Origin of the sequence: Thalassospira profundimaris WP0211 (assembly GCF_000300275.1) — a bacterium.
Taxonomy (GTDB): Bacteria; Pseudomonadota; Alphaproteobacteria; order Rhodospirillales; family Thalassospiraceae; genus Thalassospira; species Thalassospira profundimaris.
In genome coordinates this window covers 234,320-250,732 of the sequence record NZ_AMRN01000004.1, presented here as the reverse complement: position 1 = coordinate 250,732, position 16,413 = coordinate 234,320, and the positions used below count along the sequence as shown (strand labels likewise).

14 protein-coding genes are annotated in these 16,413 nt (G+C 55.9%); 5 read left to right on the top strand and 9 right to left on the bottom strand.

All coding sequences use genetic code 11. The features are described from left to right. Nucleotides 1-12: 12 nt before the first annotated feature. The 6 genes from TH2_RS10075 to TH2_RS10045 form a co-directional block, all read right to left on the bottom strand. On the bottom strand, nt 13-861 hold the full coding sequence (locus tag TH2_RS10075) for a carbohydrate ABC transporter permease (protein ID WP_008890319.1): 849 nt from the start codon (nt 859-861) through the stop codon (nt 13-15). Continuing rightward, complete coding sequence (locus tag TH2_RS10070) at nt 858-1,751, bottom strand: carbohydrate ABC transporter permease (protein ID WP_008890318.1); 894 nt, start codon at nt 1,749-1,751, stop codon at nt 858-860. The genes TH2_RS10075 and TH2_RS10070 overlap by 4 nt, the downstream gene beginning before the upstream one ends. A gap of 97 nt (nt 1,752-1,848) precedes the next feature. After that, nucleotides 1,849-3,114 carry an ABC transporter substrate-binding protein gene (locus TH2_RS10065; protein WP_008890317.1) on the bottom strand — a complete coding sequence of 422 codons (1,266 nt, stop codon included), beginning with the start codon at nt 3,112-3,114 and terminating at the stop codon, nt 1,849-1,851. A gap of 16 nt (nt 3,115-3,130) precedes the next feature. Then, complete coding sequence (locus tag TH2_RS10060; protein ID WP_040823375.1) at nt 3,131-4,255, bottom strand: ABC transporter ATP-binding protein; 1,125 nt, start codon at nt 4,253-4,255, stop codon at nt 3,131-3,133. After that, complete coding sequence (locus TH2_RS10055; RefSeq protein WP_008890315.1) at nt 4,252-5,037, bottom strand: DeoR/GlpR family DNA-binding transcription regulator; 786 nt, start codon at nt 5,035-5,037, stop codon at nt 4,252-4,254. Before TH2_RS10055 ends, TH2_RS10060 begins: the two co-directional genes overlap by 4 nt. A gap of 262 nt (nt 5,038-5,299) precedes the next feature. Then, a complete protein-coding gene (locus TH2_RS10045; protein ID WP_008890313.1) occupies nt 5,300-6,262 on the bottom strand; it encodes an NAD(P)/FAD-dependent oxidoreductase in 963 nt (320 codons plus the stop codon). A gap of 151 nt (nt 6,263-6,413) precedes the next feature. On the opposite strand from TH2_RS10045, the gene TH2_RS10040 reads away from it, so the two are divergent. Next, complete coding sequence (locus TH2_RS10040; RefSeq protein ID WP_008890312.1) at nt 6,414-6,872, top strand: Rrf2 family transcriptional regulator; 459 nt, start codon at nt 6,414-6,416, stop codon at nt 6,870-6,872. Between the two features lie 104 nt (nt 6,873-6,976). Here the strand turns inward: TH2_RS10040 and TH2_RS10035 are convergent, their stop codons facing one another. Further along, nucleotides 6,977-7,561, bottom strand: coding sequence for an LOG family protein (locus tag TH2_RS10035; RefSeq protein ID WP_008890311.1), 585 nt, complete (start codon nt 7,559-7,561; stop codon nt 6,977-6,979). A gap of 339 nt (nt 7,562-7,900) precedes the next feature. Between TH2_RS10035 and TH2_RS10030 the strand changes: the two genes are divergently transcribed. The 4 genes from TH2_RS10030 (at nt 7,901) to pssA (ending at nt 11,959) form a co-directional block, all read left to right on the top strand. Beyond that, a complete protein-coding gene (locus tag TH2_RS10030; protein ID WP_008890310.1) occupies nt 7,901-8,878 on the top strand; it encodes a hypothetical protein in 978 nt (325 codons plus the stop codon). 219 nt (nt 8,879-9,097) lie between these two features. Continuing rightward, nucleotides 9,098-10,222 carry an Ig-like domain-containing protein gene (locus TH2_RS10025; RefSeq protein ID WP_008890309.1) on the top strand — a complete coding sequence of 375 codons (1,125 nt, stop codon included), beginning with the start codon at nt 9,098-9,100 and terminating at the stop codon, nt 10,220-10,222. A gap of 154 nt (nt 10,223-10,376) precedes the next feature. Continuing rightward, complete coding sequence (locus TH2_RS10020) at nt 10,377-11,099, top strand: phosphatidylserine decarboxylase (protein ID WP_008890308.1); 723 nt, start codon at nt 10,377-10,379, stop codon at nt 11,097-11,099. Beyond that, nucleotides 11,099-11,959 (top strand): CDP-diacylglycerol--serine O-phosphatidyltransferase, encoded by an 861-nt coding sequence (pssA, locus tag TH2_RS10015; protein WP_008890307.1) that lies wholly within the window; start codon nt 11,099-11,101, stop codon nt 11,957-11,959. Before TH2_RS10020 ends, pssA begins: the two co-directional genes overlap by 1 nt. Nucleotides 11,960-12,013: 54 nt before the next feature. Here the strand turns inward: pssA and TH2_RS10010 are convergent, their stop codons facing one another. Both TH2_RS10010 and TH2_RS10005 read right to left on the bottom strand, forming a co-directional pair. After that, on the bottom strand, nt 12,014-12,949 hold the full coding sequence (locus tag TH2_RS10010; protein WP_008890306.1) for a TIGR02285 family protein: 936 nt from the start codon (nt 12,947-12,949) through the stop codon (nt 12,014-12,016). A 259-nt stretch (nt 12,950-13,208) separates the two neighbouring features. Then, nucleotides 13,209-16,403, bottom strand: coding sequence for an efflux RND transporter permease subunit (locus TH2_RS10005; protein ID WP_008890305.1), 3,195 nt, complete (start codon nt 16,401-16,403; stop codon nt 13,209-13,211). Nucleotides 16,404-16,413 lie beyond the last annotated feature (10 nt).

Here is a 16,413-nt window from a genome sequence, read left to right as displayed (position 1 = left end):
GATTGCCGGTTTCTATCGAATGCCAGCGCGCAGAAACGCTTGAATGAATTGGCGTTGGAAGATCAGGAATGCCATCAAAAGCGGGGCGATGGTCATGATGGTTGCCGCACTGATGACCGAAATATCCACCCCGGTTTCCGGTGCGCCAAACAGCGACAATCCAACCGTCAGCGGCCGGGTTTCTGGCGAGTTGGTCACAATCAATGGCCAAAGGAAGTTGTTCCAGTGGGTCGCAATGGATACCAGCGCATAGGCCAGATAGACCGGCTTGGCCGCCGGCACATAGACCTTCCACAGAACGCCCATCCAACTGCATCCTTCAATCCGGGCGGCTTCTTCAAGCTCGATCGGTACGGATTTGAACGCCTGCCTCAACAGGAAAATGCCAAACGCACTGGCCATGTAAGGCAGACCGATGCCAAGGGCTGTATCAAACAGGCCAAGCTTGGACACGATGGCGTAGTTTTCGACAATCAACACTTCCGGCAGAATGAAAAGCTGCAAAAGGACGAGGATAAAGACCGTATCGCGGCCCTTGAACTCAAACCGGGCAAAGGCGAACCCGGCAAGGGTACAAAGCACCAGCTGCCCCGCAAGGATCAGGGTCACAAGCACCACGGTATTGGTAAAATACCCACCCCACGGCACGGCACCCCAGACATAGACAAAGTTCTCGAACGTCAGCGGATTGGAAAAATCCAGACCAAGGGCCGTGCCGGATGGTTGCAATGCCGCCCAGGCAGCAAACAGCAGCGGTGAAATCCAGACGATTGCGAGAACCCATGCGCCAAGCGCATCCAGCACCTTGTCGAGATCAGGCAGTTTGAGTGTGGTGTTGGCAGTGACGGTATCTGTTTTCATCGGTAGTGGGTCCGTTTTTCAACCAGTCGGAACTGCGCGACGGCAACAAGGCCAAGAGCCAGCAACACAAGAATGGTCATGGCGGCCGCATGCGGGCTGTCGAAATAGGCAAATGCCATTTCCCAGATCCAGTACAGGATCAGTTTGGACGCGTTGTTTGGCCCGCCCTTGGTCAGGATGAACAGATGGTCGATCAGTTTGACCGAATTGATCATCGCATTGACAAACACAAAGATCGTCGTCGGCATCAAAAGCGGCAGTAACACGCGGCGTGTATAGGTCCAGCGACCAGCACCTTCGATCCGGGCGGCTTCACGCAGATCCGGCGGGATGGTCTGAAGGGCTGCCAGATAAAAGATCATGAAGAACCCGGCTTCCTTCCAGATCGTCACGATAATGACGGATGCCAGGGCCGTTTCCGGCTGTCCCAGCCAGTTGGTTGGCGATGCACCAAAGAAGCCGGTAATCTGGTCAATCACCCCAAGATCGGGCGTATAGAAAAACAGCCACAAATTGGCCGCTGCAATCATCGGCAAAATGGTCGGCGTGAAATAGGCACTGCGCACGAATGACCGTGCCGGGATATGGGCATTGGCCCAAAGCGCCATGACGAGCGCAAAGATGATCGAAACCGGGATGGTGACCCCGGCATAAATCAGGTTGTTGGTCGCAACCGTCCAAAAGGTCGGATCAGCAAACAGATCGCCATAATTTTCAAACCCGGTAAACACCGACGGGCGGCGCGACGTGCCGCGGCTAAACAGGCTGTGCCAAAAGGTCGCAATGGCCGGATAAAAGGCAAACAAACTCATCAGCGCCAATGCCGGTGCGGCCAGCATCCAGCCATAAAGCGCAAGCCTGCGTTTTTGAAGTCGGGCCATTTCATTCATGGTCGGCACGTCCTGCGAAGAAATCAATTAATCAAAGTCATCAAACAAAGGTGCCGAAGCGGGGAATATCCCGCTTCGGCGTGCAGATCGGGCGTTCTTAGTGGAAGGCCCGCAGAAGACGTTCTGCTTCGGCTTGCGCATCGCCAAGGGCTTCTTCCGGGGTCTTTTCACCGGTCAGGGCCGCCTGAATGGCGTTGTTCAGACCTTCGCGGACACGGGCGGTGTCATAGGTGGAAAACTCGGCAACCGAGACTTCAAGCTGATCACGCGCGACCAGTGCTGGCGGGAAGTCCGCAACATAGGCCTTAAGCGCGTCGGTTTCGTAGGCATCCGGGGTGACACCAACATAACCGGTGGCAATCGACCATTCTGCGGCACGTTCTGGTGCGGTCATGTATTTGATCAGCGCCAGCGATGCTTCTTTCTGCTCATCGGTTGAGTCCTTGAACAGATAGAAGTTGCCACCACCGGTCGGCGAGCCCGGCTGCTTGTGTTTCGGCAGCATGGCAACGCCGAAATCAAACTGTGCTTCGCGCTTGACCGCCGACAGGTTGCCTGTCGAATGCCACATCATGGCTGTCTGGCCCTGAACGAAGGCCTGACGCAGGGTTCCCCATTCAATGGTGCCTTCCGGCATGATTTTTTCTTCGGTCGCAAGGCCGCGCCAGAATTCAAGCGCCTCGACAACAGCCGGATCGTTGAAATAGGTCTCGGTGCCATCGGCACTCATCAGTTCCTTGCCATTCTGGATGGCAAAGCACTGGAACATCCAGTACGGATAACCGGTCGAGGGCACCATCAGGCCCCATTTGCCGTCTTTCGAAAGTGCCTTGCCAGTCGTTACCAGTTCTTCCCAGGTTTGCGGCGGCATTTCCGGATCAAGACCGGCTTCGCGGAACATGTCCTTGTTGTAGTACATGACAATGGTCGAACGCTGGAACGGGATGCCCCAGGTTTTGCCATCGACTTCGCCATTGGCCATGAGCGCCGGGTAGAAGCCGTTCAGCCATTCCTTGTCTTCGGCGGTTTTGACGACATCATCAAACGGGACAATCAGGTCCTGTTCGATCAGGTCGTAAACGTCGATTGAAAACATCACGGAAAGCTGTGCCGGATCGCCGCTTTTGATTGCAGAAACCGCACGCAGACGGGTGTCGTCATAGTTGCCGGCATAGATGGCGTTGACTTTGACATCCGGGTTTTCGGCCTCAAAGCCTTCGATCATGCCGTCAATCACGCTGGTCAGCGGGCCGCCAACAGCGACGGGATAATACATGGTCAGTTCAGTGGCAGCAAAGGCCGGGCTCGCCGCCGTTGCCATCAGTCCGGCCGCGAATGCAGCACTGGTTACGATGTTACGCATGAACAAAAGTTCCCTGTTAAAGTGTCGAAGTTGCAGTGTCAGGTTGAGAGGTGATCTTGGTATCTTGCGCTGATGTGCCCGGTACCGTCGGTGTCAGACGATGACCGTGTTCGCCATCAAACCAGTGGGCCGCAGCGCCAACCCAACTGAGCGAGACTTCTGTCCCGGGCGAAATTTCAACGCGACCCGGCAGGCGGGCGGTGGCCCCATCCGTTCCCGGGATCGCAACAAATAGAAATGTCTCGGCCCCCAAAAACTCGCTGCCGGTAACGGTCGCCGGGATGCCCCATGGATGATCGTTCTGCCCGGTCGACAGGATCAGATCTTCGGGGCGGATGCCAAAGGTCAGATTGTTGGCATCAAACCCATCCGGGATGACTGAGGTTGGCAGGGCATTGGCCGGGATCAGGGTCATCGGCGGGCTTCCGACAAATCCGGCGGCAAAGGCGGTGGCGGGTTTCAGGTAAAGGTCGGCGGGGTTTCCGATCTGCTCGATCCGGCCGTCTTTCATCAGGATGACGATGTCGGCCATGCTCATGGCTTCGGTCTGATCATGGGTGACATAGACAACCGTGATGCCAAGGCGTTGTTGCAGGTCGCGGATATCCTTGCGCACCGCATGGCGCAGTTTGGCATCCAGGTTCGATAGCGGCTCATCCATCAGACACAGCGGATGACCGGCAACAATTGCGCGCGCCAATGCAACGCGCTGTCGCTGCCCACCGGAAAGCTGGGCGGGTTTGCGGTCTTCATATCCTTCAAGCCCGGTGACGCGCAGGGCATCGGCCAGACGGGTCTTGATTTCGTCCTTTTTGGTTTTGCGGACCTTAAGGCCAAAGACGATGTTTTCGGCAACACTCAGATGCGGGAACAGGGCATAGGACTGAAACACCATCGACAGGCTGCGTTTGGAGGGCGGCGCACTTGTGACATCCTTGCCATCAATTTCAATTGTCCCGTGATCGGCGATTTCAAGCCCGGCAATCAGGCGTAGCGTCGTCGATTTGCCGCAGCCCGATGGCCCCAGCAGAACGACAAAGCTTCCGCGCGGAATGTCGAGTGACAGGTCATGTACGCCGTTGCCGCCGTTAAACACGCGCGACACAGAACTGATGCGAATAAAGGGAGGCTGGCTAGTCATTCGTAACTTTCGCTTTTGGCAATTTGCAGACGCGCGCGAACGTCCTGACGGTCAAACAACGGATCGAAAACGCCGCCGGGCACGCCATCAACCACGATCAGGTCGGGGTCGGTAATGTGGCCGCCCTTGGCCGGGGCCGGGCGGCCGAATTTGGATTGGTCGGCAACAAGGATGGATCTGCGGCAATTGGCGGCAATTGCCTGACGGAGTGAAACTTCGCGATGGTCGAAATCGGTGAGCGTCCCGTCCGGCTCAACACCGCCGACGCCAAACAGGCCGTAATCGACCTTGTATTTGTTAAACATGGCCTCTGCTTCGGGACTGATGACGTCGCGATCGGGCAGGCGCAGCGTGCCACCCGGAATGACAATCCGGTTGCTGGTGTTGTTGCCCAGCGCCATGGCGGCATTCATGTTGTTGGTAATCACCGTCAGGTGGCGATGATCGACCAGATTAAGCGCAACCAGTTCAAGCGTGCTGCCAATCCCGATCAGGATCGATGCCCCGTCGGGGATCAGGCTTGCGACATGCAGCGATATGGCATGTTTGGCGGCGATATTGGTGACCTGACGACTGTCATAGGACAGGTTCATGCCCGGTTCGCCAGCATATTCAACCCCGCCATGGCGACGGCGCACCAGATTGGCGTCGCTGAGCATATTGACGTCGCGCCGCACGGTTTGCGGGGTAACGTCAAAATATTCGGCCAGTTTGTCGATTGAGACAAAGCTGTCACGGCGCAGGATGTCGATGATGTCGCGCTGTCGCGTAGAAATATTCATTTGATCGTTCAATTTGTTGTTTTGAACATTGAAGCGATCATACGCGGCTTCGTTGTCACTAAGATTTCAGAAGCGTGACATTCATATGAATATTCAGACGGTTACGAACCGCGCGGAAATTATGGGGTTTCCGGGCGATAATCAAATGAACACCGTTCCCGGATCATCCATTTTGCACGGGCGTGTAACAAAAGCACCGCCGCGCGGTATGCGTGGCGGTGCCTGTTCGGATATGATTGAAGTTTGTCCCTGGTTTACGATCTTATCGAAACACTAGCGATTGGTGCGCGCCAAACTCGGCCATGACACCGGCGGCCGACGCCAAGGTTGCATTGTGACGTGCAGTTGCGGCATCACCGGCGGCAAATACCCCCGGCACACTGGTTTCCTGACTGGGATCAACAGCAATGAACGGACCCTGTGGTCCTTCATCAAATCGGCATCCCAGCATCTCGGCAACCGGGTTTGGCATGGAAACGGTTGGACCGGCGAAAATGGTTTGGATATGCAAAGTGCGCCCGTCCGCCAACCGGACACCATCAATGACCGGTGCGTTGCCCAGAATTTCGACAATTGGCGAATGTTCGATGGTGATGCCACGATCACGCATGGCCAGTACCATGTCGTCATCGGGTATATGTTCAGACTGGCTGAAATAGGTGGTCGGACCCCAGTCAGGCAGCATCATGGCTTGATGGCTTGACGCTGGCATGGTCGCGATGACACCGATCTGGCTATCGCGCACTTCATAGCCATGGCAATATGGGCAATGCAAAACCGTTTTGCCCCAGCGTTCGGCAAGGCCGGGAATATCGGGCAGGCTATCGCGTACGCCGGTGGCCAGAATGATACGCCGGGCTTCAAGGGCCCCACCATCTGCAAGTTTCAGTCCAAACAGCGGATCGGATGCATCGCGAAGCGTGCAGGCCATGGCGTCGGTGACCAGCCCGCGACGAAAATCAACAGTTTCATAGCGACAAAGCTGATCAATGGCGGTAGTGCGAATTTCGGCCGGGGTTTTGCCGTCATGACCCAGAACTCCGTGGGCGGTGGTCGCAAAACGGTTACGGGGCTCTCCGGCATCAATCACACATATATCGCACCGGGCGCGCGCAAGCTGCATCGCTGCCGAAAGCCCGGCGAACCCGGCCCCGATAACGGCGACGTCATATTGTTTCTTGCCTGCCGTGGTTGATTGGGCAGCAGAAGGGACATTTGGTGACATTGCATTTCCTCGTCAAACATATGGATGTGCATAATGTAACTTCATAAGTATCGTGATATGAGCGAGTCAAAGGAATTCGAAACTTTTGTTGTTGCGAGATGTGCCAAGTGCTACGAATTGCTGGAAATCAAACCCGCATCAGGAGTTCGCAATGCGTCGTGACAGCCGACTTTCGCGCATGCTGCATGTTCTTATTCATATGGACCGGATAGACGGTGCTGCGACGTCTGATCAAATCGCGCAGATGCTTGGGACAAATCCGGTGGTGGTGCGACGAACCATGGCGGGGCTTCGCGATGATGGGTATGTGCATTCGGAAAAAGGTCACGGTGGTGGCTGGGTTTTGACCAGGCCCTTATCGGAAATCACAATGCTCGATATACATCGCGCCATTGGCAATCCCGCTTTCTTTGCCGTTGGAGTTGCCGTCGATCATCCGGAATGCCTTGTTGAACAGGCGGTTAACTCGGCACTTGGCAGTGCGTTCGAGGCTGCTGAAAAACTGCTGATCGAAAAATTTGCCTCTGTCACATTGGCCGATCTGGCCGATGAATTTGATCAGCGCATGGCAAAGATTGCCGATAAACCAACCTGCGAGCTTTCCCGTTAATCTTCATTCGAGCTGAAGTATCGGTTCTTCCAGTGGCGTGATTACCACAAAAAAGCCCGGTCAGGTGAGGCTGGCCGGGCTTTGGTCAGGCTATTTTGCCGAGATCAGAAAAGCTTTTCGCGCGGGTCAAAGCGCGGGGCCGGTTCGGCGGCAAGCTGTTCAAAGATTTCATCGAGCGTGTTGGCCACGGTATAGAGGTTCTTGTGGCTGGGGCGGGCAAAGCCTTCGTCGATGATGGCGTCAATCATGTCAAAGCACTTGTCCCAATAACCAAGCGCATTGAGGAACACCATCGGCTTGTCATGAATGCCAAGCTGGCGAAGTGTCATGGCTTCGAACGCCTCATCGAGGCTGCCAAGCCCACCGGCAAGGGTGACAAACGCGTCCGAGCGACGGAACATCTCGACCTTGCGTTCATGCATGGATTTGCAAACGATCAGTTCGGAAAGACCCGTATGGCCGACTTCGATATCGTCAAGATGGGCCGGGATGATGCCCACGACCGATCCGCCATTTTGCATAACGCCATCTGCCACGGCCCCCATCAGGCCGATCCGGCCGCCGCCATAAATCAGCGTGATGCCGCGTTCGGCCATCATTTTGCCAAAGGCGATGGCATTTTCCATGTGTTGCGGATTCTTGCCATCCGAAGCACCGCAAAAGACACAGATTGATTTTACTTTTGTCATGGCGACCTGCCTTGTGTTTCTTGTTTCGCAGGTAGCTGGGCGACGCATTTCTGAACGAAACCCCGTACGGAAGGGGACCTTAACCGATCCGATCGCATCTGTGGCAGTAATTTCCGCATAGCAGCATCTGAATTTTATCGATCGTGCCCTGATTTGTTCGCCTTTGGCCGTAATCTTGCCAATTGGCTATGGCATTGACGGCCAAGCTCTGGAAGGCCGAAGATCGCGCGCTTTTTGTCGCAGGGTTAACAAGTTCTGAACCTGATTGTGGGATGGGTAATTCTCACAGCAGGAAACTGCGCTAAGCATATTCATAAGAAGAAGGCAGGACCGCCCAACGTGTTTGTCGATAGTCCATTCATTCTCGCCATTGTGATATCGGGCATTATCGCCGCCGTTCTGATGCTGGCCTTGTGGCTGGGGTTGGAACGTTCCATCGCGCGTCGCCTTGTTCTGGGCGCGATCATTCCGGCGGTTGCCGTGGCCGTGCCCGCGGCCATTGGACTGCCCGAAACCGCGCGCGGTGGCGTGGGCGCAGCACTTTTGATGTTGGTGCTTGGCGGTGTCTGTGGTGCGATCATGGATATTTCGCGACTGTCGGAACGCATATCACTGGGCGTTGCCGGGCTGACCCTGCTTTTGGGCGGCTGGTTGGTGTTGGCTGCACCAATTCGGGGGCTGTCATACCATCCCGGCGCGATCCAGATTTTTGCATGGCTGGCGTTTTTGATTGTCGGCGGATGTTTCCTGTGGGTGACGCGCCCGGATTTCACTGAGGATGACGATGACGCGGCAAAACCCGCCAAGGGCAGGAAAGCCAAAAGTACCAAATCAAAATCCGGCAAATCGACGACAGATGCCAAAGGCGACGTGGAAACAATCGCAAAACCCGGGCCGATTGCGGTTTTAATGACCCTGGCCCTGGGGCAGGGGATCATCGTTCATCTGTTTGGCCTTGGCGATCATGTTGTGTTTCAGGCGGCCTTGACGGTGGCATTGTTTGTCGCGCTGATTTCTGAAAAGGCGGCCCCGCAATACCGTGTGGCGGTGTGGCTTGGCGTTGTTGGTGCGCTGATGTCGGGGGCGGCAAGTGCGATGATCATGGTGCCGGCGTCCTGCCTTGCCTTTGCGGTGTTGCTTCTGGTGGTTTCAGCACGTCAGGCCTCGGTCAGGCTGGCAGCGCATCTGCCCACCGATAACCCGGCACAGGCCGCACTTCTGGGTATGATGATCCGGGTCGGTGTTCTGGCCCTGCCACTGATCATGGCCGCGCTTGTAGCCTATGTCGGGGCGGAGATGGCGGCCAGAAGCCTTTGACCTCAAGGGTGTTTGCTGTGCGCAGTCTTGCTCTCTTCATCTTTGCCTAACGGTTGCGATGTATCGTTTGTAGGTTACGTTATGGAAACTGCACGTACAAAGTAGTACAAGTTTCTAATTAACGTGCTCGCACGGGTTGTTTGAGGGGAATATGGCAAGCAATTTCAGTGTCTTGAGCAGAAGAGTTATAAACATAAACATCGTTCAAGGATATTTCCGGTGAAGCGACCCTATATCCTCGTCATTGTCGGCGTTGTACTGATCATTGCAGCGATTGCGCTGAATTACATGCTGACCAAGAGTGCGGATGAAGAAACCGCACCGGCAGTAACACAGGCGCCTGCGGTTACCACCGAGACGACGCCAAACGAACCGGCGTCTGAACCGGCCACTGACGCACCTGCGATCACCAATCCAAGCTTTGATGTCGTGCGCATCGGCCCGGACGGAAATGCCGTCATTGCAGGCCGCGCCGAACCCAACAGCACTGTTCGCATCCGCGAGGGTGAAGAAGTGATTGGCGAAGCCACGGCCGACGAACGCGGTGAATGGGTCGTTCTGCCAAACAAACCCTTGGCCAGTGGTGATCGGGAATTGTCGCTTGAAGCCGAAGACGCCACCGGGAATGTTTCCAAGGCAGATGACAAGGTCGTTGTCCTGATCCCAGAGGAAAAGGCACCGGCAGCCACCAGTGAACAAAGCGGTGAAAATGGCGAGACGACAGGAACCGCCGGGGCCACCGACAGCGAACCGGCAAGCGAAAAGCAGCCTGTGATCGCGCTTAAGGTGCCATCTGATGGTGACGGTGCCGTTACCGTAATGCAGGGACCGGCACCCGAAGCCGCAGCGAAACAGGAAGAAGGTTCTGATACGCAAGACGCGACCCTTCCGCGTCTGTCGATTGATGTTGTCGACTACGATACCGAGGGCCGCGTTGCAATGTCGGGCAAGGCCGACCTTAATCACACAGTTCGGGTTTACCTTGATAACAACCATGTTGGCACTGCGCCGGCCGATGAAAACGGCAACTGGGCACTGACCACCGGACAGCCGATCGAGCCGGGTAATTACACGCTGCGCGCTGATCAGCTTGACAGTGCCGGCAAGGTGACCGCACGTGTTGAAATTCCGTTCGAACGTGCACGGCCAGACCAAATTCTTGAGCCGGGTTCACGCTATGTCGTTCAGCCGGGCAACAGCCTGTGGCGGATTGCGCGCAGTACTTATGGTGAAGGCCTGAAATACTGGGTGATCTATCATCAGAACCGCAACCAGATCCGCGATCCTGATCTGATTTATCCGGGGCAGATTTTCGCACTGCCGAACGAAGAAAATCAGCAATAAGCATCACTTTTCTTTGCGAGGTGCAAAGCACATGGTAAGTGTGTTTTGCCCCTTTTAAGTTTGGGGCCAAACAGTTTGACGCGGGTTGCGTTGCCCTTTGTCATCACTAGATGGTAGGAAAGCGCCCGCACGGTACCAAGGGTACCAAATTGATATGCCCAACCATGGCAACCAGGGAATTAAGACTTTGAAATCCGTTCTTGTGCCGATCAATCCGGAAGGCTGGAAATTCGTTGCGATCTTTGCAGCGATCACTGTGGGCTTGTTCCTGATTGCGGAACCGCTGGGCTGGATCGGTGTGATCCTGACACTTTGGTGCGCGTATTTCTTCCGCGACCCGGATCGTATTACCCCGACCGACGAAAATCTGGTGATTTCCCCGGCAGATGGCCGCGTTTGCATGATTTCGCAAGCACCACTGCCCAAGGAACTTGAACTTGACGACAAGACCCCGCGTACGCGTGTGTCGATCTTCATGAATGTGTTCAACGTCCATGTGAACCGTTGCCCGGTCAATGGCGAAATCGTTGGCGAGGCCTATGTGCCCGGCAAGTTCGTCAATGCCGAACTCGACAAGGCATCGGAAAACAACGAACGCCAGATCCTTCTTGTCCGTGACAAGGAAGGCCGCGAGTTCGGTGTTGTTCAGATCGCCGGTCTGGTTGCGCGCCGTATTCTGTGTGATGTCGGTACCGGTTCGCAGCTGAAAGCGGGTGAACGTTTCGGCCTGATCCGCTTTGGCTCGCGCGTGGATGTGTATCTGCCCGAAGGTGTCTCGCCGAACGTGATTGTCGGGCAAACGACGATTGCCGGTGAAACCGTCCTTGCTGATGTCTCAGCCAAGGGCAAGGACGCCGCAGTCGGGGAGATCCGATAATGGCAGGCGGCATCGATCCCGTTCGTCGTCCCCGTCGTTTCAAGGCGATGTCGCTGACGCGACTTGTGCCGAACGTTGCGACGATCATGGGGATGTGTGCCGGTCTGACCTCGATCCGCTTTGCGATGCAGGATCGTTGGGAGGCCGCCGTTGCCGCCATTTTGATTGCCGGGATCATTGACGGTCTTGATGGCCGTCTTGCCCGCATGCTCAACGCCTCCAGCCGCTTTGGCGGCGAACTCGACAGCTTGTCCGACTTTGTCTGCTTTGGCGTTGCACCGGCCATGATGCTGTATTTCTGGTCGCTGCATGAATTTGGTGGCATCGGCTGGGCATTGTCGCTTCTGTTTGCGGTTTGCATGATGCTGCGTCTGGCGCGCTTCAACACGCAGATGCTGGGCGAACCTGAACTGCCAACCTGGGCCTACCGGTTCTTTACCGGGGTTCCGGCCCCGGCTGCCGCGGCGCTAGCCATGTGGCCGATTGTTCTGACCTTCCAGTTTGGCGAAGGCATCTTTGACAGCCCCTATATCGTCGCACCCTATGGTGTGATCATTGCGGGCCTGATGGTGTCGCGCCTGCCGACATTCAGCTTCAAGAAGGTCAAGGTACCGCGCGCATGGGTATTGCCGTTGATGTTGGCATTTGGCGCATCGGTAGCGTTTCTGGTGTCGTCGCCGTGGCTGACCCTCTCGGCGATTGCCGCGATCTATTTCATCACCTTCCCGCTGTCTTATCGCTCCTATCGCCGCATGGGGGTTGAGAACCAGCAGCGTCAGGACAAGGAAGATGAAGAAGACGATGATGGTGAACCCGATGACGATCCCGAAGAGGGATTGAACCGCGTCCATCAGAACTGATCATCCGATCAGAAGACCAAAAGAAAAGCCGGCATATGCCGGCTTTTTTGATTTCTATTGCGCGGTCGAGGGGCTGTATTCCAGCCGGGTTTCGAAATGTTCGGCGTGGATGTATTGGTCGCGCGCGGCATTGAACCATTCGCGGTCATTGGGGCCTAGCCAGTTGGCATAAAACTCCGTCCAGGGCATGGTCGGGTTTTCATCGACAATGGCGTTGATTTCGGCAATTGCCTTTTGCCCAGCGGGCGTTTTCGCACAACCAATCGTGGCTTCAAGCAAGGTGGTGTTGCCGGCAATCGGCAGGGCCTTGATTTCAAGCTCGGGCGTTTGGGTGCGGCGGTAATATTCGGCTTCGGATGGGAAATAAAGCGTCCAGTCTATGCGTTTAAGGTCGAGCATCCGAACGAACTTGGTATCCTCGGCAACCTGCATGACCTGATGCGTATCGCGGAACCGGTTCAGGTGGCCATCGACGCGCGAACCATACGCCCGGCCGATGCGCACTGCCGTTGACAGGCTTTCGTCTGCAAGAAGCTGCTCCAGCTCCACATGACCTTCCTTATTCAGATAAGGCGTAAAGCGGTCTTCATCCTCGGCCCGAATGACAATCGAGATCGGCAGATGCAGCAGGATGGTTTTGGCAAAGGTAATATATTCGCGCCGCTCCGGGGTCGGGATCAGCGTTGTCGAGCAGCGCAATGCCCCTTCGCCGTTTTTCATTTCAGCCAGAAGGCGGGCAAGCGGCACATGAAGAACGTCGTGACGATACTGCGGCAGTTGGGCAGCAAACCAGTTCTGGGTATCGGCGGCATAGCCGGTCAGTTTGCCTTGCTTATGGATGAAGGCCGGGGCAAAGGCGGGAACCGCCCAGGTAAAGAATTGATCTTCCGAGCTATTCTGGGCCATCGCGCCATCAGACATCACTGCGCCAAGTGCACAGGCAATGCCAAAGACCTTTGGTCGCGCGTTATGCCAGAGAGCCGATACCATGCAGTTCCTTTGATTCCGGCGGAAATCAGTTGTGACGAATAATGATAAAATACTTCTAAAATCCTTAGGAAAGTGTGTATTCGCCACCTCCGCCCGATCATGTTCGAAGCGAAAAATCATATAGTTATAAAATAATGATATAGCAAGCGCGCTCCATTCACGTTGCAGTATTGCCGGGATAAAAAGTCACCGGCCCCCGGGGAAGGGGGCCGGTGTAACCGCGCGGCGGGGTCGGGGGAAAAAGCGCGCGGCTATGGGGTTAGCTGGTCTGGTCAGTCGGGCCTTTTGGCAGGCCTGCGCTGAACGGTTTTGCGAGGCGCGGCTTGATCTTTCGCATCAGCCCGCCCAGCTTGTGACGCGCCATCAGCGCACAGGGCGTGAAGACCAGCGTAAGTGCCGTGGCAAAGGCCAGACCAAACGCGATGGAGGTCGAAAGTTGCACCCACCATTGCGTGGAAGGTGCGCCAACCGATACATCGCGCGCAGCAAAGTCGATATTGATCTGCAGCACCATCGGCACCAGACCAAGAATGGTCGTCACCGTGGTCAGCATCACCGGACGCAAACGCTGTGCGCCGGTTTGCAGGATGGCTGCTTCGATGCTGCTGGCGGTGTGCTTGAGCCGGTCGAACGTATCGATCAGAACGATGTTGTTGTTCACGACAATCCCGGCCAGCGCGACAATGCCGATCCCGTTCATGACAATCGAAAAGGCCTGCCCGGTCAGCATCAATCCGAGGAACACGCCCGCCGTCGACATGATGATCGCGATCATGATCAGAAGCGAACTTGAGATGCTGTTAAACTGGGTGACCAGAATGATGAACATGATGAACAGTGCCACCGAAAAGGCGTTTTGCAGGAACTCGGCCGACTTCTTCTGTTCTTCATCCTGACCCTTGAACTCGACCGAAATGCGCGGATCGATCGCAAGGGTGCTCATCCATTCTTTGACCTCACCAAGCTTGGTATCGACCAGAACACCTTCCTGCACGTCTGCCTTGACGGTCAGGGTGCGGCGGCTGTCAACACGATGGAGTGTGCCGGTCTTGGGCATGGGCGTGCGTTTGATGAAGTTGGCCATCGGCACCAAACCCTTGTCCGTCACGATCTTGAGGTTTTGCAATTCCTCAAGCGAGCGATATTTTGCCGGGTAGCGTCCGACAATATCGATCTCCTCCGTCGAATCATCCGGGCGATAGGTCGAGAAATTGATGCCATTGGTCACCAGTTTGACGACATTGCCAATCTGTGTGATATCGGCCCCGAATTTCAGCGCCTGTGCACGGTCAACGCTATATTCCCAGTCAATGCCCGGGGGCGATTTGCCGTCTTCGAAGTTGTAAAGACCGCCCATATCCTGAAGGCCCGTCATCAGCATGGTCGCAGTCTGATCAAGCAGTTCCGGATAGAAGGACCGCAACTGGATTTGGATGTCCTTGCCTTGCGGCGGGCCTGCTTCCTGTGCGCGGACCTCGATCTGGATACCGGCCAGATCGGCGGTATCGGCCAGAATGCGCTTTTCGATCTCACTCGCCTTGGGGCGGGTCTGCCAATCGGCATATTCAAGCTGAACGACACCAATCACGTCTTCGGCAGCTTCGTTACCACCTGCACCGGACCCGGAACGGGCATAGACGGTATCAAACCAGTTCTCGCCTTCGTGATGGGTATCAAGGGCCAGAATGCGGTTTTCAACTTCGCGCAGCAGAGTGTCCTGCTGGTAATAGGACATGTTGCCGCGTGCGCGGACCTGAACAATGGCGACTTCGGGTTCAACAGACGGGAAGAACTCAACACCCTTGCCCAGTTGACCAAATGCCGCCCAGACAGAAATCAGAACCACAAAGGCCGCAGGCACAATCAGCCAGTAGAACCGCAGGCAGGTCTTTAGCATCCGGACATAAACGCCGGTGCCGCCTTTGACCTTTTCGATGTCATCGCCATGATCAGCTGCAATGGCTTCCAGGCTTTCATTGTTCTGGCTGCCCGGTTTGCCAAACCATGCGCCAACTGTGGGCACAAAGATCAATGCCATGGCAAGCGACGCGGTCAGGGTGAACAGCACCGTGATCGGCAGGAACTTCATGAATTCGCCAACCACATCCGGCCAGAATGCCAGCGGCAGGAAGGCGGCAAGCGTCGTCGCGGTCGATGCAATGATCGGAAGTGCCATGCGTTTGGCTGCAAGCGGATAGGCTTGTTTGCGATGCAGGCCTTCGATCATTTTGCGGTCGGCATATTCGGTGACCACAATCGCGCCATCAACCAGCATCCCGACGGCAAGAATAAGGCTGAACAGAACAACAATATTGACCGTCATCCCCAGCGCCCACAGCACAAGGATCGCGGTCAGGAACGATCCCGGAATGGCAAGACCGACCAAAAGGCCCGAACGCCAGCCAAGCGACCAGATCACGACCACCATCACCAGCAGGATCGCAAGGATCACGCTGTTTTGCAGATCGGTCAGCATGGTGCGGATGTCAGATGACTTGTCCTGCGAATAGCTGATCGTCAGGTTGGGCGGGAAGGCTTGTTGTGCCTCGGCCGTAGTGGCCTTGATGGCATCAATAACTTCGATGATGTTTTCGCCGACACGCTTGGAAACCTCGATCGCAATTGCCGGTTCCCCATTAAGGCGCGCAAAGCTTTCGGCATCCTTGAAGGTCCGGCGCACATCACCGATATCGCGGAAGCGGATAACGGAATCGCCATCGACCAGAAGCGGCATATCAAGGATATCATTCACGCTTTCAAAGAGGCCGGGGACCTTGATGTTAAAGCGGCCACTGCCGGTATCAACCGCGCCAGCCGCGACCAGCGCGTTGGAGTTCCGCACCAGGGTGACGATATCGACGCCATTGAGGCGATAGGCCTCGATCTTCATCGGATCAATGATGAATTCGACGAGTTCTTCACGCTCGCCCGCCAGATTGGCTTCCAGAACGGCAGGCAGGCCTTCAATCGCGTCTTTGAGGTCACGCGCCATGCGCAGCAGCGCGCGTTCGGGCACGTCCCCCGAAAGGGTCACGACCAGAACCGGGAACAGCGACAGGTTGACCTCGTGCACTTCGGGGTCATCGGTTTCATCGGGCAGTTCGGATTTGGCGATATCGACCCGTTCGCGAACATCTGCCAGCGCCTCGTCAATCTCGACATCGGAATAGAATTCAAGCGTGACCGATGCGCCGTCCTGATAGGCTTGCGATCGCATTTCCTTCACACCTTCGATGGAACGGAGTTCCTGTTCCATTGGGCGCAAAAGAAGGCGTTCGGCATCTTCGGGCGAGACGCCGTCATGATGCATGGTGACGTACAGAACCGGGATCTGAACGTCTGGGTCGGCTTCCTTCGGGATGGTGTTATAGCCAACCCAGCCTGTAACAAGTAGCAGGACCAGAACCAGAATGACGGTGCGCGAACGATTAAGCGCGTGATCAATCAGGGACATTTTTCATCTC